Source organism: Ruegeria sp. CDSA020 (assembly GCF_059612345.1).
Genome location: NZ_JBXWQK010000001.1, coordinates 1 through 19,827, shown reverse-complemented (window position 1 = coordinate 19,827; position 19,827 = coordinate 1). Strand labels below are relative to the sequence as shown.

General features: G+C 56.5%; 19 protein-coding genes and 2 tRNA genes. 14 read left to right on the top strand and 7 right to left on the bottom strand.

The features are described from left to right. The first annotated feature begins 123 nt into the window (after positions 1 to 123). The 6 genes from AC2FJW_RS00105 to lexA all read left to right on the top strand — a co-directional run bounded on the left by AC2FJW_RS00105 (position 124) and on the right by lexA (position 4,948). Positions 124 to 705 (top strand): anthranilate synthase component II, encoded by a 582-nt coding sequence (locus AC2FJW_RS00105; protein WP_142633613.1) that lies wholly within the window; start codon positions 124 to 126, stop codon positions 703 to 705. Next, complete coding sequence (gene trpD / locus AC2FJW_RS00100; protein ID WP_496708488.1) at positions 702 to 1,721, top strand: anthranilate phosphoribosyltransferase; 1,020 nt, start codon at positions 702 to 704, stop codon at positions 1,719 to 1,721. Before AC2FJW_RS00105 ends, trpD begins: the two co-directional genes overlap by 4 nt. Next, positions 1,718 to 2,530 (top strand): indole-3-glycerol phosphate synthase TrpC, encoded by an 813-nt coding sequence (trpC, locus tag AC2FJW_RS00095; protein WP_496748884.1) that lies wholly within the window; start codon positions 1,718 to 1,720, stop codon positions 2,528 to 2,530. The genes trpD and trpC overlap by 4 nt, the downstream gene beginning before the upstream one ends. Then, positions 2,530 to 3,003: a cyclic pyranopterin monophosphate synthase MoaC gene (gene moaC / locus AC2FJW_RS00090; RefSeq protein WP_496748883.1), complete on the top strand. Its 474-nt coding sequence runs from the start codon at positions 2,530 to 2,532 to the stop codon at positions 3,001 to 3,003. The genes trpC and moaC overlap by 1 nt, the downstream gene beginning before the upstream one ends. Next, positions 3,000 to 4,172, top strand: coding sequence for a molybdopterin molybdotransferase MoeA (locus AC2FJW_RS00085; protein ID WP_496748882.1), 1,173 nt, complete (start codon positions 3,000 to 3,002; stop codon positions 4,170 to 4,172). The genes moaC and AC2FJW_RS00085 overlap by 4 nt, the downstream gene beginning before the upstream one ends. A 77-nt stretch (positions 4,173 to 4,249) precedes the next feature. Then, on the top strand, positions 4,250 to 4,948 hold the full coding sequence (lexA, locus tag AC2FJW_RS00080; protein WP_281972042.1) for a transcriptional repressor LexA: 699 nt from the start codon (positions 4,250 to 4,252) through the stop codon (positions 4,946 to 4,948). 3 nt (positions 4,949 to 4,951) lie between these two features. Here the strand turns inward: lexA and AC2FJW_RS00075 are convergent, their stop codons facing one another. Then, complete coding sequence (locus AC2FJW_RS00075) at positions 4,952 to 6,967, bottom strand: ComEC/Rec2 family competence protein (protein WP_496748880.1); 2,016 nt, start codon at positions 6,965 to 6,967, stop codon at positions 4,952 to 4,954. A gap of 78 nt (positions 6,968 to 7,045) precedes the next feature. Here AC2FJW_RS00075 and gltX point away from each other — a divergent pair, with 78 nt between their 5' ends. After that, on the top strand, positions 7,046 to 8,446 hold the full coding sequence (gene gltX / locus AC2FJW_RS00070; protein WP_496688195.1) for a glutamate--tRNA ligase: 1,401 nt from the start codon (positions 7,046 to 7,048) through the stop codon (positions 8,444 to 8,446). Between the two features lie 121 nt (positions 8,447 to 8,567). Continuing rightward, positions 8,568 to 9,863: a citrate synthase gene (gene gltA, locus AC2FJW_RS00065; RefSeq protein WP_281972039.1), complete on the top strand. Its 1,296-nt coding sequence runs from the start codon at positions 8,568 to 8,570 to the stop codon at positions 9,861 to 9,863. 53 nt (positions 9,864 to 9,916) lie between these two features. Here the strand turns inward: gltA and AC2FJW_RS00060 are convergent, their stop codons facing one another. Next, complete coding sequence (locus AC2FJW_RS00060; protein ID WP_496748879.1) at positions 9,917 to 11,002, bottom strand: PA0069 family radical SAM protein; 1,086 nt, start codon at positions 11,000 to 11,002, stop codon at positions 9,917 to 9,919. A 280-nt stretch (positions 11,003 to 11,282) separates the two neighbouring features. On the opposite strand from AC2FJW_RS00060, the gene AC2FJW_RS00055 reads away from it, so the two are divergent. Further along, a complete protein-coding gene (locus AC2FJW_RS00055) occupies positions 11,283 to 11,981 on the top strand; it encodes a corrinoid protein (protein WP_271947279.1) in 699 nt (232 codons plus the stop codon). Between the two features lie 154 nt (positions 11,982 to 12,135). Beyond that, positions 12,136 to 12,798 carry a DUF1638 domain-containing protein gene (locus AC2FJW_RS00050; protein ID WP_142633590.1) on the top strand — a complete coding sequence of 221 codons (663 nt, stop codon included), beginning with the start codon at positions 12,136 to 12,138 and terminating at the stop codon, positions 12,796 to 12,798. On the opposite strand, the gene AC2FJW_RS00045 is transcribed toward AC2FJW_RS00050, so the two are convergent. Next, entirely contained in the window at positions 12,795 to 13,205 is a 411-nt protein-coding gene (locus tag AC2FJW_RS00045; RefSeq protein WP_142633588.1) for a SufE family protein, read from the bottom strand. The genes AC2FJW_RS00050 and AC2FJW_RS00045 overlap by 4 nt on opposite strands. Positions 13,206 to 13,344: 139 nt before the next feature. On the opposite strand from AC2FJW_RS00045, the gene AC2FJW_RS00040 reads away from it, so the two are divergent. Next, positions 13,345 to 13,869 (top strand): hypothetical protein, encoded by a 525-nt coding sequence (locus tag AC2FJW_RS00040; RefSeq protein ID WP_271947285.1) that lies wholly within the window; start codon positions 13,345 to 13,347, stop codon positions 13,867 to 13,869. A gap of 6 nt (positions 13,870 to 13,875) precedes the next feature. Here the strand turns inward: AC2FJW_RS00040 and rnd are convergent, their stop codons facing one another. From rnd to purM, 3 genes are all read right to left on the bottom strand, one after another. After that, on the bottom strand, positions 13,876 to 15,033 hold the full coding sequence (gene rnd, locus AC2FJW_RS00035) for a ribonuclease D (RefSeq protein ID WP_496688199.1): 1,158 nt from the start codon (positions 15,031 to 15,033) through the stop codon (positions 13,876 to 13,878). Positions 15,034 to 15,146: 113 nt separating this feature from the next. Further along, on the bottom strand, positions 15,147 to 15,743 hold the full coding sequence (gene purN, locus AC2FJW_RS00030; protein WP_496695576.1) for a phosphoribosylglycinamide formyltransferase: 597 nt from the start codon (positions 15,741 to 15,743) through the stop codon (positions 15,147 to 15,149). Continuing rightward, complete coding sequence (purM, locus tag AC2FJW_RS00025; protein WP_282021209.1) at positions 15,740 to 16,786, bottom strand: phosphoribosylformylglycinamidine cyclo-ligase; 1,047 nt, start codon at positions 16,784 to 16,786, stop codon at positions 15,740 to 15,742. Before purM ends, purN begins: the two co-directional genes overlap by 4 nt. 107 nt (positions 16,787 to 16,893) lie before the next feature. On the opposite strand from purM, the gene AC2FJW_RS00020 reads away from it, so the two are divergent. Continuing rightward, a tRNA-Ile gene (locus AC2FJW_RS00020) sits at positions 16,894 to 16,970 on the top strand. A 245-nt stretch (positions 16,971 to 17,215) separates the two neighbouring features. Here AC2FJW_RS00020 and AC2FJW_RS00015 read toward each other — a convergent pair. After that, on the bottom strand, positions 17,216 to 18,535 hold the full coding sequence (locus tag AC2FJW_RS00015) for an ATP-binding protein (RefSeq protein ID WP_496748878.1): 1,320 nt from the start codon (positions 18,533 to 18,535) through the stop codon (positions 17,216 to 17,218). Positions 18,536 to 18,579: 44 nt separating this feature from the next. Between AC2FJW_RS00015 and AC2FJW_RS00010 the strand changes: the two genes are divergently transcribed. After that, the gene (locus AC2FJW_RS00010; protein WP_496748877.1) at positions 18,580 to 19,494 is read left to right on the top strand and encodes an MBL fold metallo-hydrolase; all 915 of its coding nucleotides are present in this window, start codon (positions 18,580 to 18,582) and stop codon (positions 19,492 to 19,494) included. Between the two features lie 80 nt (positions 19,495 to 19,574). Next, positions 19,575 to 19,649: transfer RNA gene (locus AC2FJW_RS00005), tRNA-Asn, on the top strand. Positions 19,650 to 19,827 lie beyond the last annotated feature (178 nt).

Genomic DNA, 19,827 nt, shown 5'->3' with positions numbered 1-19,827 from the left:
CCGCCAAGTTCGGGATGCACCCTTGACGCTGCCCCACAAGCCTGAGCATGTATGTGCCAACACTATACCGTGGCCTTGGGTTGCATCGCCAGCCCGAAATGCCCAACACGAGACAAGAGCCAAATGCTGCTGCTGATCGACAACTACGACTCATTTACCTACAACCTGGTACATTATTTAGGCGAACTTGGCTCGGAAATGGTCATTCGAAGGAATGACGCGCTGGACGTGCAAGAAGCGATGGCCATGAACCCCGCTGGCATCCTGCTCAGCCCTGGCCCTTGCGACCCTGACCGGGCAGGCATTTGCCTTGCCCTGACCGAGGCAGCCGCCGAAACACGGACGCCTTTGTTGGGTGTCTGCCTTGGCCATCAGACCATAGGTCAGGTTTTCGGTGGAAAAGTCACGCGTTGCCATGAGATTGTGCATGGCAAAATGGGAACAATGCACCACACCGGTAAAGGTGTGTTCGCGGGCCTGCCCACGCCGTTTGAGGCGACGCGCTATCATTCGCTGATTGTGGATCGCGATACTCTGCCCGATTGCCTGGAGATTACGGCGGAATTGGAAGATGGCACCATAATGGGCCTCCAGCACCGCGAACTGCCCATTCATGGCGTACAGTTCCACCCGGAATCCATCGCTTCCGAGCACGGCCACGCGTTGCTCAAGAATTTCCTGTCCGAGATGAAAGTTCCCGCATGAGCGACGCCCTGAAACCGCTGATCGGAGTTGCCGCCGACCGCCCCCTGACACGCGCCGAAGCGGAAGAAGCCTTTGGGATCCTGTTTGACGGCGCCGCAACACCCAGCCAGATCGGCGGGCTTTTGATGGCTATGCGCACACGCGGTGAGACCGTCGATGAATATGCCGCCGCCGCTGCCGTGATGCGTGCAAAATGCAATGCAGTTCAGGCACCAGCTGGCGCGATGGATATCGTAGGCACCGGCGGTGACGGCAAGGGAACGCTGAATATCTCGACAGCGACCGCCTTTGTGGTTGCAGGTGCCGGTGTCACCGTGGCCAAACACGGCAACCGGAACCTGAGTTCTAAATCCGGAGCCGCAGATGCGCTAGGTCAGCTGGGTATCAACGTTATGGTCGGCCCGCAAACCGTTGAAAATGCACTGCAAGATGTCGGAATCGGATTCATGATGGCCCCCATGCATCACCCGGCGATTGCGCATGTCATGCCCACCCGGCAAGAGCTTGGGACACGGACGATCTTTAACATTCTCGGTCCGCTGACCAATCCGGCAGGCGTCAAGCGGCAGTTGACCGGAGCCTTTAGCCGAGAGTTGATCCGCCCGATGGCCGAAACGTTGGGCCTGCTTGGGTCCGAACGCGCATGGCTGGTGCACGGATCGGACGGCACAGACGAATTGACCATCACGGGTATCAGTTGGATTGCGGCCCTCGAAGACGGCACAATCAAAGAGGTCGAGCTTCACCCAGAAGATGCAGGGCTGCCGGTACATCCCTTCGAGGACATTCTCGGCGGAACCCCCGAGGAAAACGCAGTAGCCTTCCGAGCTCTTCTAGACGGTGAGGCCTCCGCCTATCGCGATGCGGTATTGTTGAATGCCGCAGCAGCCCTGGTCGTCGCAGAGGCCGCTGCTGATCTGCGCGAAGGTGTCGCAAAAGCCGCTGAAAGTATCGACAGCGGAAAAGCCAAAGACAAGATCGCGGCCCTGGCCCGCATTACTCAGGAGGCCGCATGACCGAAACGGTTCTGGACAAAATCAAAGCTTACAAGCTCAAAGAGGTCGCTTCGGACAAGGCCAATAAGTCTCTGGAAGCTGTTGAAAACGAAGCAAGATCAGCCTCTGAACCGCGCGGATTCGCATCGGCGTTGCAAATGGCTGTACGTAGCGGGTACGGGCTGATTGCAGAAGTCAAAAAAGCCAGCCCCTCCAAAGGTCTGATCCGCGCTGACTTTGATCCACCAGCACTTGCACAAGCTTACGAAGAAGGCGGCGCTGCCTGCCTTTCCGTGTTGACCGACACGCCCAGCTTTCAGGGTGCCAAAGAGTTTCTGGTTCAGGCACGCGCAGCCTGTTCTTTGCCGGTTCTACGCAAAGATTTCATGTACGATCCCTATCAGGTGGCTGAAGCCCGCGCTCTTGGGGCGGATTGTATTCTGATCATCATGGCATCGGTGGATGACAGCCAGGCGGCTGAATTGGAACAGACCGCCTTTGACTGGGGCATGGACGTTCTGATTGAAGTTCATGATGAAGCCGAGCTGGAACGTGCAACGCAGCTCAAAAGCCCGTTGATTGGGATAAACAACCGTAATCTCAAGACCTTCGAGACCACTCTTGATACGACACGCCGCCTGTCAAAACTTGTACCCGCTGACCGGACCATCGTTTGTGAAAGCGGTTTGAGCACTCCAGCAGACTTGGCCGATATCGCCCGTTACGGTGCGCGTTGTTTTCTAATTGGCGAAAGCCTGATGCGTCAGGATGACGTCGCAGCAGCGACACACGATCTGCTTTCGCGTCCGCTCAGCCCGGGTGTGATGTGATGCCGCTGACTCATTTTGATGCCCAGGGTCAGGCTCATATGGTCGATGTGTCGAACAAGCCCATCACGGATCGTGTCGCCATCGCAGCGGCTCATATCACGATGGCACAAGATACGTTCGACTTGATCGCAGAAGGTCGCGCCCAAAAAGGTGACGTCTTGGGGGTTGCACGTCTGGCCGGTATCATGGGGGCAAAGAAGACACCCGATCTGATCCCACTATGTCACCCACTGCCAGTGACCAAAGTTACCGTAGACCTGACACTGGACCAAGAATTACCCGGCATACAGGTACAGGCAACCGTCAAGACATCTGGTCAAACCGGCGTGGAAATGGAGGCGCTGACAGCGGCCTCAACTGCCGCACTGACCATATACGACATGGCCAAAGCCGTCGATAAGGCAATGGAAATTGGCGGCATTCGCGTCTTGCTAAAAGATGGTGGTAAATCAGGTCGTTACGAGGCGAAATGATAACCGTTGAAAGCGCCCGGACGCAGCTATTCGATCTTGTAAACACCCTCCCCTCCGAGCCGGCTCCCTTGATGGATGCGGCGGGTAGAGTACTGGCCGAGGATGTAGCAGCCACACGCGATCAGCCGCCATTCGCCTCGTCTTCGATGGATGGCTACGCGGTAAAATCGACCGAGGTCGAGCTGCACGCCATGTTCAAAGTCATTGGCGAGGCTGCGGCCGGTCGGCGATTTGACGGTCAGGTTGGACCCGGACAGGCGGTTCGGATCTTCACTGGCGCCCCTATTCCTGAAGGTGCAGATTTTGTGGTCATTCAAGAGGATGTTGATCGCCGAGGTGACCTGATCACGATTTCAGATCTGCCGGGCCCTAAATCTAACATTCGCCCCAAAGGCGTCGATTTCGAAATTGGGGCCAAGATCTCGGCCCCACGCCGTTTGCGCCCCGAGGATCTAGCGCTTTTGGCGGCGATGAATATCCCCATGGTGCCGGTTGCACGTAAACCCGTGGTCGCGCTGATCGCAACCGGGGATGAATTGATCATGCCTGGCGAAACACCGGGACCGGATCAGATAATCGCCTCAAACACCTTTGGTATCAAAGCCTTGCTAGAGGATGTTGGAGCGCATGTTCGGGTTCTGCCTATCGCCTCTGACACGGGTTCGTCCCTTGAGACCGCTTTTGCCCTAGCAGCCGACGCTGATTTGGTGGTTACGATCGGCGGTGCCTCGGTTGGGGATTATGATCTTGTCTCTCAGGTCTCCACCGCACTGGGGTTGGAGCGGAGTTTTTACAAAATCCGCATGCGCCCCGGCAAACCGCTGATGGCCGGTCGCTTGGGCGATAGCGTGATGGTTGGACTTCCGGGTAATCCGGTCAGCGCAATGGTTTGCAGCTATCTGTTTCTTGCCCCGATGATCCGTAAGATGCTGGGCCTGGAACAGGTTCTGACCCCGCTTCAAAGCGCCAATTTAACCGAGGCAATCCCCGCGAATGGGCCGCGAGAGCATTACATGCGTGCCATCGTGACCGCGGACGGGATAAAAGCCTGCCAAAACCAGGACAGCTCGCTGCTCAGCGTCCTCGCCGAAGCAAACGCGCTTTTGGTTCGGCAACCGAATGATCCGGCGCGCCTGGCCGGTGACGAAGTGATGTTCCTCCCGATCTGAGTCCCTACAAGATCATTGACACAAAACGTGAACATGCGTAGAACAAAAGAAAACGTATGAGCGACGAGGTGTGAGCAATGCTGACCAAGAAGCAGTTGGATTTGTTGGAGTTCATCCATAAACGCGTTCAGGCGGATGGCGTCCCCCCAAGTTTCGATGAAATGAAAGCTGCGCTGGACCTGCGGTCCAAATCCGGCATCCATCGGTTGATCACAGCGCTTGAAGAACGCGGCTTTATCCGTCGTCTGGCCCATCGTGCCCGGGCCATCGAAATCGTCAAACTTCCTGAAAGCCTGGGAGGAGAGCCAACAGTCGCTTTCAAGCCCCGTGTTATCGAAGGTGACAAACCCGAAGGCAGACGCCCCGCGAATTTCGAACCAGTGACCGTAGACGCAATGGAATTGCCGGTCATGGGACGCATCGCAGCAGGTGTTCCGATCGAGGCGATCAGCCATGTCTCGCACCGCGTTGCCGTTCCCGGCAGCATGGTTTCCGGCAGAGGTGAGCATTACGCGCTTGAGGTGCGTGGCGACTCGATGATTGACGCTGGTATCAACGACGGTGATGTGGTCGTCATCCGCGAAACCTCTGCGGCTGATAATGGCGATATCGTTGTCGCGCTGGTCGAAGATCAGGAAGCAACGCTCAAACGGTTCTATCGGAGAGGTCAGGCGATAGCGCTTGAGGCTGCCAACCCGGCCTACGAAACGCGTGTACTGCCCGAAGATAAGGTCAAGGTTCAGGGCCGTTTGGTTGGGCTGATCCGAAGCTATTGATCTTTAGCTGTCTGGCGACCACAGCCTTTTGCCTATGACTTCGGCACTGGTCATTACGTTTCCGCTGGACAGTGCAATACTTCCTGTCTTGTTCAACAACTCGGGATCAATCACCATACAGGTGCCGGACAGCTGGACCGGAACAGCAGAGATGACGATTTGGTCATCTGCACATTCGCTGAATTCGCGCGCAGATCGTTTGCCGGTGAGGTGAATCAGCTCTTTGCCCTGCCAGAAATATCTTTGCGACAGATCTTTCCCATCGGGCCAGCGATTTGCGGCAGTTTTCTGGCTCGCGCCGTCTCCGTCGTTTTCAAGCCATACGGTTGCAATAAATTTGCTGCCCTTTTCCTTGCTCAGCGCGCGCCCCTGATCAGTCATCACACCAACTAACCCACCGGAGTCTGCGACCAAAACTTCCGGACGGTTACCCTGCCCCCAAAGCGCAATCGCCACCATGCAAGGTGCGACGCCGACCCACCTTGCCCCACCGCGCCACAAGGCGATCCACAGCGCGCCCAATGCAAATATGGGCAAGACGTAGGACGGTGGACTGACCACATAACCTTGCGCACCTTCCAGTCCCGAGATCCAGTCTGAAACCGCCAGAATCCATTCCAACCCTGCCCCCATGACCGCCAGCCCAATCCACTCAAGCCCGAATGGCGCCAGGATTGCGGCAATAACGGCCGCAGGAACCACGACGGTTCCCATCACCGGGACCGACAGCATATTCGCAACCAGCCCATAGTGAGACAATGAATTGAAATGCGCCGCCCCAATCGGTGCGGTGGCAAGCCCCGCTATGGCAGATGACATCAATACCCCGATAATGGGCCGTAGCCATTTCGGCCCGAAAGCAGAACCGAAACCGCGTAAGGCTCCGAAAACGGCCACCAGTGCCGTTGTTGCAGCAAAGGACATCTGAAAACCGGGACTTAACAGAGATTCTGGTCGCAACGACAGCACGATAAGGGCAGCGACGGCCACCGCGCGTAGCGAAATTGACCTTCTGTCGATCAAAATGGCCCCCAGCATTACGCTGACCATGATAAAGGCCCGCTCTGTTGCGACATTCCCGCCAGACAGCAATAGATAAACAACCGCCGCGACCAAGGCGCAAACCGCTGCAATCTTGCGGACCGGAAGTCTAAGAGCGAGCACCGGGACAGCAGACAGCGTGACCCTGCAGATCAGATAAACAAAACCTGTCAACAACCCCATATGCAATCCGGATATCGCCAACAGATGAGCCAGATTAGATGCCCGTAGATTGTTCAGCGTTTCCTGACCCATTCCGCTGCGATCACCCGTCGTGACAGCCGCGGCGAAACCTCCGACCTCTCCAGGCAGCAATGCGCGCACATGTTCAGAGATCGCCGTCCTCCACGCCGTGATGCGGAGATTGGTCCTGTCCGGCGGGGCAACCGACAACACCGGTACGCGCGTGTACCCGACCGCCCCTAAACGTTGAAACCATGCGTGGCGACGGAAATCGAAACCGCCGGGCTCTACCGGCCCCTGAGGCGGCAACAGATGACCTGTTGTCATGATCCTTTGCCCAGGAACCAACGCGACATCCCCACCATGCAGGGAAAGTCGGACGCGCCGCGGTCGTCGATCCAAGGGCACGTCCCCTAATCGCACCCGATCGAGCGTCACCCGCAGCGCATCCGACGCAGAGCGGTCTATGGCGACAACACGTCCCTCGACCGGGCCATAGTACCGCCAAGACAGAACCGGCTCTGCCACCGTATGGGCACGTGCGCCGGCCAGGATAAACCCGGCAGCGATCAGCGCCCCCCCGATTGCCAACGAAGCCCAGCCAGACCGCGATTTGCGGGCCATCCCCATAGCCGCAACAATCACCGCGCTGAAACAAACGTAAATCTGCCACCCCGGCTCGAACCGGAGCGCGAAATACAGGCCGATGCCAATGGCCAAGCACACTGGTGACCACTGAAACAAATAGCCTGTCTGGTTCAGCAATGCGGTCTCGACCCGTGCCAGAACACGCATGGTTGCCCCCGTCCTTCGGGCTCGTTAGACAGGCGCCAAGTTAAGCCCGACACGGTTACCAAAAGGTTAATCCACACTATGTCCGATCAGGTCGTCACCCGTTTTGCACCTTCACCCACTGGTTTTCTTCACATCGGCGGCGCGCGCACTGCATTGTTCAACTGGCTCTTTGCTCGGGGACGTGGTGGCAAGTTCTTATTGCGGATTGAAGACACGGACCGCGAACGCTCAACCCCAGAGGCTACTGCAGCAATTCTTCAGGGGATGTCCTGGTTGGGCCTGGACCATGATGGCGATGTGATCAGCCAATTCGAAGGCGCCCCGCGTCATGCTGAAGTGGCACATCAGCTGCTGGCGGACGGCAAAGCCTACAAATGTTTTTCGACCCAGGACGAGATCACAGCCTTTCGCGAACAGGCGCGTGCAGAGGGAAAATCGACACTGTTCCAGAGCCCCTGGCGCGACGCTGACCCTTCGACCCAACCTGACGCCCCATATGCGATCCGCATAAAGGCACCGCGGGACGGGGTCACCGTGATCCGCGATCAGGTTCAGGGCGACGTGACAATCCGCAACGATCAGTTGGACGACATGATCCTGCTGCGCTCGGACGGAACACCGGTTTATATGCTGGCGGTTGTTGTGGATGATCACGACATGGGTGTGACCCATGTTATCCGGGGCGACGATCACCTGAATAATGCCGCACGCCAGATGATGATCTATGAAGCCATGGGTTGGGATGTTCCGGTCTGGGCACATATTCCGCTGATTCATGGCCCGGACGGCAAGAAACTATCCAAACGTCACGGAGCTTTGGGTGCCCAAGAATATCAGGCGATGGGGTACCCGGCCGCGGGTATGCGCAACTATCTAGCCCGTCTCGGCTGGAGCCATGGGGATGACGAATTCTTTACTGATGAGCAGGCGAAAGAGTGGTTCGATCTGGCTGGAATCGGTAAAAGCCCTGCACGGTTCGATCTGAAAAAGCTCGAGAATCTATGTGGTCAGCATATTCCAATCACTGGCGATGCCGCGTTGCGGCAGGAAATTCAGGGATACCTGGCGGCGGCGGGACTGCCCGCTCTCACCAATGCACAATCAGGTGATCTGGAACGTGCGATGTATTGCCTCAAGGATCGGGCACGCACATTCCCGGAACTCCTTGAAAAAGCGCATTTTGTGCTGACGTCACGCCCGATCAAACCTGATGAGAAGGCTGCAAAGGCGCTGTCCTCTGTATCCGACGGTATACTGAGTGAATTGACGCCGCACGTGCAAAATGCTAGCTGGACCCGGAACGAACTGGAGAGTGCCCTGAACTCGTTTGCAGAAGCGAAAGGGCTAAAGTTTGGCAAGCTGGCAGGGCCATTGCGCGCTGCATTGGCTGGTCGGGCTGTAACGCCTTCGGTTTTTGATATGATGCTTGTGCTTGGGCGGGATGAAACCCTGGCACGGCTCTCCGACGCAGCGACATAACCAAAGGTTTCACATTTGGGTAACGCTGCTCCGCTAACACCCGGGCTGCGCCCCTGTGCGCAACCGTTGCCCGCCGAAACGGACGACGATCCGTTTCACGTATGAATGAGGAAGGGACATTATGACCGACAGCAATAAATCAGCCACTTTGACCGTACATGGTAAAACATACGAGTTGCCGGTTCATTCGCCTACCGTGGGACCTGATGTCATCGACATCCGCAAGCTGTACAGCGAAGCGGATGTGTTCACCTATGACCCCGGCTTCACCTCGACAGCCAGCTGCGACAGCACCATCACCTATATCGACGGCGAAAAAGGTGAACTGTTGCACCGTGGCTATCCGATCGACCAGTTGGCCGAGAAATCGCATTTCCTCGAAGTGTGCTACCTGCTGCTTTACGGAGAGCTGCCGGCGGCCAAGGAACTGGAAAAGTTTGAAACCACGATCACCCGCCACACCATGCTGCACGAACAGATGCAATATTTCTATCGTGGCTTCCGCCGTGATGCGCATCCGATGGCGATCATGGTTGGTGTCGTGGGCGCGATGTCTGCGTTCTATCACGATTCGACCGATGTTTCGGACCCGCATCAGCGTGAGGTCGCATCCCATCGTCTGATCGCCAAGATGCCGACCATCGCTGCCTGGGCTTACAAGTATCACACCGGTCAGCCCTTCGTGTACCCGCGCAACGATCTGGATTATGCGTCAAACTTCCTGCGCATGTGCTTTAGCGTCCCTGCCGAAGAATATGAGGTGAACCCAATCCTCAGCCGCGCGATGGACCGCATCTTTACTCTGCACGCGGATCACGAACAGAATGCCTCGACTTCGACGGTGCGTCTGGCCTCGTCCTCGGGGGCGAACCCGTTTGCGTGTATTGCCGCTGGTATCGCGTGTCTTTGGGGCCCTGCCCATGGCGGCGCAAACCAGGCCTGCCTTGAAATGCTGGAAGAAATTGGCACGGTTGACCGTATCCCTGAATATATCGCCCGCGCCAAAGATAAGGCCGATCCGTTCCGCCTGATGGGCTTTGGTCACCGCGTCTATAAGAACTTTGACCCGCGCGCCAAGGTTATGAAGCAATCCGCCGACGAAGTGTTGGATCTGCTGGGGATTGAGGACAATCCCAAGCTGCAAGTCGCCAAGGCGTTGGAAAAACAGGCGTTGGAAGATCCGTATTTCTCCGAAAAGAAACTGTTCCCGAACGTGGACTTCTATTCGGGAATCATCCTCGAGGCGATGGGTTTCCCGACGTCGATGTTCACCCCGATTTTCGCACTGTCGCGCACCGTTGGCTGGGTCAGTCAGTGGAAAGAGATGATCGCAGATCCACAGAACAAAATCGGCCGCCCGCGCCAGCTCTATCTGGGCGAAACCAGTCGCGATTACGTGGACATCGAAAAACGCTGATTTCGATTCCCAACAAACCAAACAGCCCCGGACCAGAATCCGGGGCTGATTTGTTAGAACAGCGTCAACTGGTCCCCGGCTTGGGGCGGGATATCGAACAAATCGCACCGCAGCTTCGGGGTGCGCGTTGCAAGGCCTAGCCGCTTTACAGCCAGTGAAAACCGTTTAGCCACCATCTCGGCATATTCGCCCTCACCGCGCATTCGGTGGCCCCAACGCGGATCATAGTCCCGGCCCCCGTGCATTTGCCGAAGCTTGGACATGACTTTTTCGGCGCGCGTTGGCTCTTGCTCTTGCAGCCAGATTTGCCAAAGTTCCGAAACTTCGCGCGGCAACCGCAGCATAATCCAGCTTGCTGCATCCGCCCCGGCATCCCTGCCCGCCTCTAACAGGCTTTCCATCTCATGATCTGTCAAACCGGGAATAGAAGGAGAGGTCATGACCCGCACCGGAACCCCCGCTTCGGTCAGCCTGCGAATGATTTTCAGGCGCCGATTTGGCGCGGGCGCCCGTGGCTCCATTCGGCGCGATAAATCCGCATCCAACGTGGTCAGAGATATCCCGACCCGAACCAAACCCTGTTCCGCCATCTGTGCGAGCAGATCGAGATCACGTTCGATCAATGCCCCCTTGGTCACAATCGCAACCGGATGGCGAAACTCAGTAAGCACCGACAAACAAGACCTTGTGATTCCCAGGTTTTTTTCAACAGGCTGATAAGGGTCTGTATTGGTTCCAATCGCAATCGGCGCAACACTGTAACCTTTCGCAGAAAGCTCTTTGCGAAGAAGCTCGGCCGCATTGGGTCGGGCAATCAAGCGCGTCTCAAAATCCAGCCCCGGCGACAGACCCAGATAGGCGTGGCTGGGCCGTGCAAAGCAATAGATGCAGCCGTGCTCGCACCCCCGATAGGGGTTGATCGAACGATCAAATGGCAAGTCGGGGGAGCGGTTATAAGTGATTATGCTGCGTGCCGTCTCGTGCCTGACTTCAGTCCGCAACGGAGGAAGATCGTCATCATACCCCCAGCCGTCATCGCAGGGGATTGTGTCAAACCGTTCGAATCTGCCTGCCGTATTTTCCGTGGCTGCTCGCCCCTTGGCAATGGCCGAAGGCAGGTTTGTTCTACTTTTGTTCATGTCATTTGGTATATGGAATATCGACCGGTCCGGCAAGTGGCACATTTACCTTTCTGAGGCATCATCAGAGCCCCAATCAGCCCCTGAACAATTGGTGCATTTGAACGAATTGCAGGATGTTCATGTGTAAAATGACGTCGAGATAACGACAAATTTGGCCTATAGGTCGGTCTCGGAACTGCCAAGGTCGCAATCGTCACAGTAGTATTACGGCGAAATGGCCAAAACGGAAAAAATGCCACCACGGGCGCAAGGCCCGAACAGCTCAGGGAAACGCCCCATGTCCGATGAAGAAGACATCGTCCTGTCCGAACTGAACGACGACGAACTGGTCGAACAGATGTTCGATGACCTTTACGACGGTCTGAAAGAAGAAATCGAAGAAGGTGTGAACATCCTGCTGGAGCGCGGATGGACACCTTATGACATCCTGACCAAGGCACTGGTCGGCGGCATGACGGTTGTGGGCCACGACTTCCGTGACGGCATTCTGTTCGTACCCGAGGTCTTGCTGGCCGCAAACGCAATGAAGGGCGGCATGTTTATCCTCAAGCCGCTGCTGGCCGAAACCGGCGCACCGCGCGTTGGTAAAATGGTGATCGGCACTGTTAAAGGCGACATTCACGACATTGGCAAAAACCTGGTGTCAATGATGATGGAAGGCGCCGGATTCGAGGTTGTTGATATCGGCATCAACAACCCCGTCGAAAACTATCTGGAAGCGCTTGATACCGAACAGCCCGATATTCTGGGCATGTCGGCCCTGCTGACGACGACCATGCCATATATGAAAGTCGTGATCGACACACTAATCGAACAGGGTCGGCGCGACGACTATATCGTTCTGGTTGGCGGCGCGCCCCTGAACGAAGAGTTCGGCAAGGCGATCGGTGCTGATGCCTATTGCCGTGACGCGGCCGTAGCTGTTGAGACGGCAAAGGATTTTGTCTCGCGCAAGCACAATCAGCTGGCGGGTTGATCGACATCTAAACCATTTCAGGGCCGTCCGGTTTTCGGGCGGCCTTTTTCATTTATTCACCCTACCCTGATCCGAAGCCGACATTATGTGTCGAATACGGGCTTGCCAGCCACCGAATAAGCCGATTTTCTAGATAACGAGAAAGAGGCGCGAAATGACTCAGGACCAACTTCCCGACGACGCCAGCCTGACAACGCAGGGCTATTCAGACCATCACGGCGCAGGGCGAATTCTGTTATTGGCCTGCGGTGCGCTGGCGCGGGAAATCCTGGACCTAAAGCGTCGTAATGGCTGGGATCATATGGAACTGACCTGCCTGCCCGCCATCTTGCACGTCCACCCGGAACGGATCACGCAGGCGGTGGAAGAGGCCGTTGCCAAACACCGCGACCAATACGATAAAGTTTATGTCGTCTACGCAGATTGCGGCACCGGTGGCCTGTTGCAGAAGGCCTGCGAGGAGATGGGTGTGGAGATGATTAAAGGGCCCCACTGCTATTCTTTCTTCGAGGGGAACCAGGTCTTTGAAAATCGCGGCGAGGATGAAACTACAGCGTTCTACCTAACAGATTTTCTGGCACGTCAATTCGATGCCTTCGTCTGGAAGCCGCTGGGGCTGGATCGCCACCCCGAGCTTAGGGAAATGTATTTCGGCAACTACACGAAACTGGTTTATCAGGCACAGACTGATGATGCGGTTCTGACCGAACGGGCCAAGGAGTGCGCAGACCGAATGGGCCTGGCTTTCGAGCGCCGTTTTACCGGTTATGGTGATCTGCAATCCACGCTGAGCGACTGGGCCAGCCGCCCGCTTTAGGCGGCCTCTATCGCGACCTCGCGGATACGGTCGATCATCGCCCTCAAACCGTTAGATCGTTGAGCGGAAAGATGATCGTTTAACCCCAGCCGCGCCAGTTCGCCTCCTGCGTCAACCTGCGGGACTTCTTGAACCGGCAGGCCGTTATATAGGGATCGCAGAACCGCAATCAGCCCCCTCACGATCAGAGCATCACTGTCGCCGTCAAAATGAAAGGTCCCTCCCTCGACACTGGGATGCAGCCAGACCTGGCTGGCGCAACCATGGACTTTGGTTGCAGGCACCTTCAACGCATCATCCAATGGCGCCATCGCTTTCCCCTGCTCGATGACATGGCGGTACCGGTCTTCCCAGTCCTCCAGGAATTCGAAATCTTCGACGATTTCTTCAAAAGCAGGTGTCGCCATCTCGGGGCTGTCCTCTCATTGGGTTCACATTTTTGAACTATGGTCCTGACCAGCATCTGTCCAGCCCCCCACGTGGCTTTTCAAACCCGGAAAAGTGCTATAACTCATTGCCATATAGACTGCTCTGGGTGTTGTGACGATGAAGAAATCACTGTCTGTTCTTTTGGCTGCTGCCTTGACCCTGTCGGCTTGCAGCGCTTGGCGTGATTCTCGGGTCAACCCGACAAACTGGTTTGGGTCCAGTACTCCGGCACCCTCTGAAGTCTCGGTGAACGATGCAAATGCGCTGGTTCCCCAGACAGACGATGGTGTTGGCCTGTTTTCCAAGAAGCCACCCGAGGATAAGAGCTTCCCGATCGCCAAGATCGAAGAATTGCGGATCGATCCAATTCCGAATGGAGCTATCGTTTACACGACTGGGATTGCTGCAAGGCAGGGTGCATATAATGCGCGGCTTGTTCGTGTTGAAAGCGAAGAGAATGCAAAAAACGGCATTCTCGAATTCACGTTCCGTGTCGACTACCCGTCATATGCGACAAGCCAGGGGACCGAACGGTCCCGAAGGGTATCCAATGCAATCAATATCAGCCGAGACGAGCTTGCAAACATTCGGCTGGTCCGTGTCAAAGGGGAACAAAATGCCCTGGAATCCCGCCGCAGATAATTCCTGCTAAAGCTCTACGACCGTGACGGTCTGCCCTTTAGCTGCCAGGGCGATTTTGCCATCGCACAGTTTCAGGGCATCTTCGCCGAATACCTCGAACCGCCAACCGGACATTGCAGGTAATTCCCGTTCACCGGCTGCGATCTGATCCAGTTCGGAACTGGTAGCAATCAGTTTGGCGGCCACGCCCGAGCTTTCCGTTTTTGATTTCAGCAGCACCCGCAATAGGTCGGCAAGCGCAGGATTTACCTTCAACTTGTCACGGCTGGTATCAATCTTGGGCAATTTTTCTGGTGGGCAATTAACACCCTTTTTGACGGCGGCCAGAATCCCATCCGCAATGACCCCTTTGCGGGCCTCGCGCAGCAGCAGGCGCGATCCACCCAAATCTGAGAAAGATTTCGGCTTGGTCGATGCCAGTTCGATCAGCGCGTCATCTTTGAACACACGGCTGCGCGGTACGTTGTTTTCCTGCGCATAGGCTTCGCGGAACTCGGCCAACTCGCGAACAACGGCCAGAAACTTGGCCGAGTTCGTCCGGGTTTTGATACGCTTCCACGCGTTTTCGGGCTGGATCTCATAGGTGCCGGATTGCGTCAGCGTGCGCAGCTCTTCGGCGACCCAATGGCTGCGCTTGGTTTTCGTCAGCTCGGCCGCCAGATATTCATAGATTTTCCGCAGATGCGTTACATCCGCCAGCGCATAGGTCTTTTGCGCCTCGGACAGCGGGCGGCGTGACCAGTCGGTGAATCGAGAGGTCTTGTCCACGCCTTCCTTACAAATCTTGCGCACCAGGGTTTCATAGCCAACCTGCTCGCCAAATCCGCAGACCATAGCAGCGACCTGCGTGTCGAACAGAGGGTTGGGGAACACACCCGCCTCAACCCAGAAAATCTCAAGATCCTGACGGGCTGCGTGAAATACTTTGACCACGCTTTCATCGGCGAAGAGCTCGTACAAAGGCTCCAGAGTCATCCCTTCGGCCAACGGGTCGACCAAAACGGCGCTGTCTTCGTCGGGCGACGGGACCGCCAGTTGAAGCAGGCAAAGTTTTGAATAGTAGGTCCGTTCGCGCAGGAACTCGGTATCTACGGTTACGTAATCAAAGGCCGCAGCCGCTTTGCAGAAATCGGCCAGCTCTTGCGTCGTCGTGAGGGTTTTCATTCGTGGTGCTATTCTTGCTTTTGTTTTTAATCACCCGTCAGTCCTACACGTTTCCGGGCCGTCGGGCGAACCATAGGCCGAATGGCAACCGCGTGTAAATCACCCCGCGGGATTCACGGCAAAAGCACCGGCGTGCGGTCATTTCCGGCAAAGCGGCGCAATACGGCCGGATAAAGCCTGTGTTCGTAGGTCAGAACGCGCGCCGCCAAAGTCTCAGGAGTGTCTCCAGCCTCAATATTCAGGCGGGCTTGCCCCAAGATTGGGCCATCGTCCAGCGCTGCGGTCACTTCGTGAACCGAGCATCCATGCTCGATATCACCTGCTGCAATCGCACGGGCATGGGTGTTCAGACCCTTGTATTTTGGCAACAGTGACGGGTGGATGTTCAGCATCCGACCCTGAAAGCGCGAGACGAAATCACCGGTCAGCACCCGCATGAACCCAGCCAAACACACGATGTCCGGTTGTGCTTGCTCTAACGGTTTCAGCAGCTCGGCCTCAAAAGCTGCGCGGTCGCCCTTGAATGGCCGGTGATCTACGGCTGCCGTTGCAATTCCCCGATCAGCTGCCTTCTTCAGTCCCCCAGCCTCAGCATCGTTCGACAAGACCAAACAAGGTCTGGCCGGATGGTCACCGGTCATGCTGTCGACCAGAGAGACCATATTCGACCCCCCACCTGAGAGCAGAATGGCGACGCGCTTATGGCTCACAGCAATTTGCCCGAATAGGCCACTCCTGCGGTGTCGGTTACGGTGCCAATCCGCGAAACCGTCTCACCAGCTTGGGCCAGCAGTGCCGACAGGTCGTCGGCCTGCTCTGCGCCGCAAACCACGATCATGCCGATGCCGCAGTTGAAAGTCTTGAGCATCTCGGATTCAGCAATACCGCCGGTTTCTGCCATCCAGCGGAATACGGGGGGCAAATCCCAGGAGTTCAAGTCGATCTGGGCACCCAGCCCTTCGGGTAGCACCCGTGGCAGGTTTTCTGTCAGGCCACCGCCGGTGATATGGGCGAGCGCATGCACCCCGCCTGTCCGGATCGCCTGTAGCGCAGGTTTCACGTAAAGGCGCGTCGGGGTCAGCAGTGCCTCGCCCAGCGATCCATCCCCAAAGGGCGATGCCGCATCCCAACCCAGGCCCGAGATCTCGACCAGCTTGCGCACTAGCGAATAGCCATTGGAATGCACCCCGTTTGAGGCCAGCCCAAGCAACACGTCACCCTGTTGAACATCTGCAGGAAGGTGTGCGCCGCGCTCCATCGCACCGACTGAAAACCCGGCCAAATCGAAATCACCATCGGGATACATGCCCGGCATCTCGGCAGTTTCGCCGCCAATCAATGCGCAATCCGATTGAACGCAGCCTTCGGCAATGCCCTCAATGATCCGTGCGGCGGTCTCGGTATCCAGTTTGCCTGTGGCGAAATAGTCGAGGAAGAAAAGTGGCTCGGCCCCCTGACAGATCAGATCGTTGACGCACATGGCCACAAGATCGATACCGACGCCATCGACCAGGCCTGTATCAATCGCGATCCGCAACTTGGTGCCAACACCGTCGGTGGCGCCGACAAGAATCGGGTCCCGATAACCTGCATCCTTCAGGTCGAACAATGCGCCGAACCCGCCCAGCCCGCTCATCACGCCGGATCTGTTGGTCCGCTTGGCAGCAGGTTTTATCCGGTCGACCAGAGCATTCCCCGCATCAATATCAACGCCCGCATCCGCGTAGGTGATTCCGTTTTTGCCCGCTGTCATGGCCAACCTCTTTTGAATGGTTCCCGCGCGGGTTAGTCGATTGTTGGAGATGTTGCAACGGTCAGGCTTGACGCGGGCGTTCACCATGATAGGCAAAGCGCCTAGGCGGGCCTGTAGCTCAATTGGTTAGAGCAGAGCGCTCATAACGCTTTGGTTGGGGGTTCGAGTCCCTCCGGGCCTACCAAAATCCGCATATTTCCCTTTAAAAACAACGCTCGATTGGCCCGAAAATTGAGAGAGATGCTCCACGACCTAACAATAGGTTGCGAGGCAAGTGCCCCACGATTTCAAGACAAATCTTCGATTCCCGCCCGGGATATCCCGGTAACTTTTCAGGCGCTTGAATCAGTTTATCGGTCACTGAACATCCGACAATCCAAGATGAACTCACACCGGATTTGGCAGAGCAGAGGTCCGGTGCACGATGATCTAGCGACCGATGATAATATCGGCACACAGACCGCCCAGATGTTCGCTTTTGCCCAATCGAAGCACGCCGCCATGGGCTCGGGCGACATCTGCCACAATGGCCAACCCCAGACCGACACCGCTGCCCCGATTCTGGTTGCGCGCCGGATCCAATCGCGAGAAAGGTTTGACCGCTTCGGTGCGCTGCTCGGGCGGAATACCCGGACCATCATCTTCGACGCGGATACGCAGCGATTTGGAGGAGACCGACAGGCTGATTTCAGCGCGATTTCCGTACCTGACCGCATTCCCGATCAAGTTCTCTACCGCGCGACGAATAGCCGTCGGGCGCAACATCGCGGTTCCTGCGCCATCAACCTTTACCAATTCGACCTTATGCCCTGCCCTGCACGCATCCTTGACGATCTGCCGAAGGAACCTCTCAGGGTCTACGGATTCCGGCGCCACCTCTGCCGCTCCTTTGGAAAAGTCCAAAAACGCGTCCAGCAATAGCTGCATTTCATCCACGTCCTGTTGCAATGGCGCTGCCTCACCTTCGGGCAACAAAGACAGCCCAAGCTTGAGACGCGTCAAAGGCGTTCGCAAATCGTGGCTGACACCGGACAGCATCATGGTGCGCTGCTCCATCTGACGCTCTATCCGGGCGCGCATATCCAGAAACGCACTGCCAGCCGCTCGCACCTCGATCGCGCCGCCTGGCGAATAAGGAACAACCCGCCCTCGTCCGAACGCCTGTGCAGCCTCGGCCAGACGGGTGATCGGTCGTAGCTGGTTGCGCATGTACAAGAACGAAATGGTTGTCATGATGATCGCAAAGAACAAGACGGTCACAATCAACTGATGCGGCGCGGTTGGGGACAATCGCCGACGGTCGAAAGTTAGCTGCAATACACCCAAATCCGTCTGCAGATACAATCGAGCCTCCTGCCCGCTTGGCAAGGCGACCGCTACAAGATCGGGAAGCAGGGCGCGCAACTCGGATTCGACTTGAGGTGCAATGAAATCATACCAGCGGCGTTTCCCGATGACTGGCATTTCGTTTATCCCGAGAAACCGCAGTTTCATATCAAGCGCGGCCAGATCCGGCCGAAGTTCGCCCACCGCCTGTTGCTGCGTTTCAGAATGTTCTATCACATCCGTAACCAGCGTAACCTCACGCGATGCGGCACGAGTCATTTGCCCAGTGACATCTTCTAGGTGCTTTTGCAAAAAGGCGACACTGATCACCAGCAGCATCACCACCACCGGCAAAATGAGAATCAAAGCCGCCCGAGCATACAGGCTGCGCGGCATATAAAGTTTGAGCCATTGCGTCGTCATGGGTTAAACCTAACGAGCTGTTCAGACGAGAGAAAGAGTGCAGAATGCAAGCACCGGACGATTTCAATCCAATGCCAGGTCGAGATGACGAATTACAACCGGGCCTGAGGCGGATTCTTGCCCCCAACCCGTCTCCGATGACATATCGCGGCACCAATACTTACTTGCTTGGCCAAACCGATCTTGCGGTGATTGACCCCGGCCCTGCCAATTCGGACCATCTGGATGCAATCCTGAACGCGGTTAAACCCGGACAACGGATCAGCCACATCATTGTCACACATTCTCATCTGGACCACTCTCCGCTTGCTGCACCGCTGGCCGAACGAACGCAAGCAAAGATCATTGCTTTCGGAGGCCCCGAAGCAGGCCGCAGTGAGGTGATGGCCGAATTGGCTACTCAGGGGCTCGCAGGCGGAGGTGAAGGGATCGACACGGCGTTCCGCCCGCATATCGAAGTCGAAGATGGAGATGTAATCGCCGCCGAAGGGTGGCAGTTGAATGTGATCCATACGCCTGGTCATCTTGGTAACCATATTGCGCTGGGTTGGGGGGATGTCTGCTTTACCGCCGATCATGTGATGGGTTGGGCCAGTTCATTGGTGTCACCACCTGATGGTGATCTGACCGATTTCATGGCGGCTTGCGAAAAGCTAGGACAACATAACTGGTCCGTATTCCATGCAGGGCATGGCGCACCGATTAACGACCCTGCCAAAAGGCTCGATTGGTTGATCACCCACCGGCGCGCCCGGGAAACACAGATTCTGTCCGCATTGGAAACCAGGCCAGGAACCGCCCGGGAATTGGCGGAGCGAATCTATACCGAAACCCCCGCTGCCCTGTTGCCCGCTGCCGAACGGAATGTATTCGCCCATCTCGTTGATCTTACGTGCCGATTTCTGGTTGCACCGCAGTCAAAATTATCTGTCGGCGCGATCTTCGCCAGAACCCCATAGATGCCGAGGTAAATTTTTTTCCAAAACCGCGCTTCCCCTCTGGACGGCGAAAATTCGGGTTGCTATACGGCGCGAACCGTTCCGGCGTAGCTCAGCGGTAGAGCAGTTGACTGTTAATCAATTGGTCGTAGGTTCGATCCCTACCGCCGGAGCCAATTTCCCCAAAACACACCAAAAATTGTCATGGGCGCCCGCCTTCGCTGTGTGCACGGTTTTTCGACGAAAAAACTCACGCCCCCCACTGGACGCCGAAGAGTCGGGTTGCTATACGGCGCGAACCGTTCCGGCGTAGCTCAGCGGTAGAGCAGTTGACTGTTAATCAATTGGTCGTAG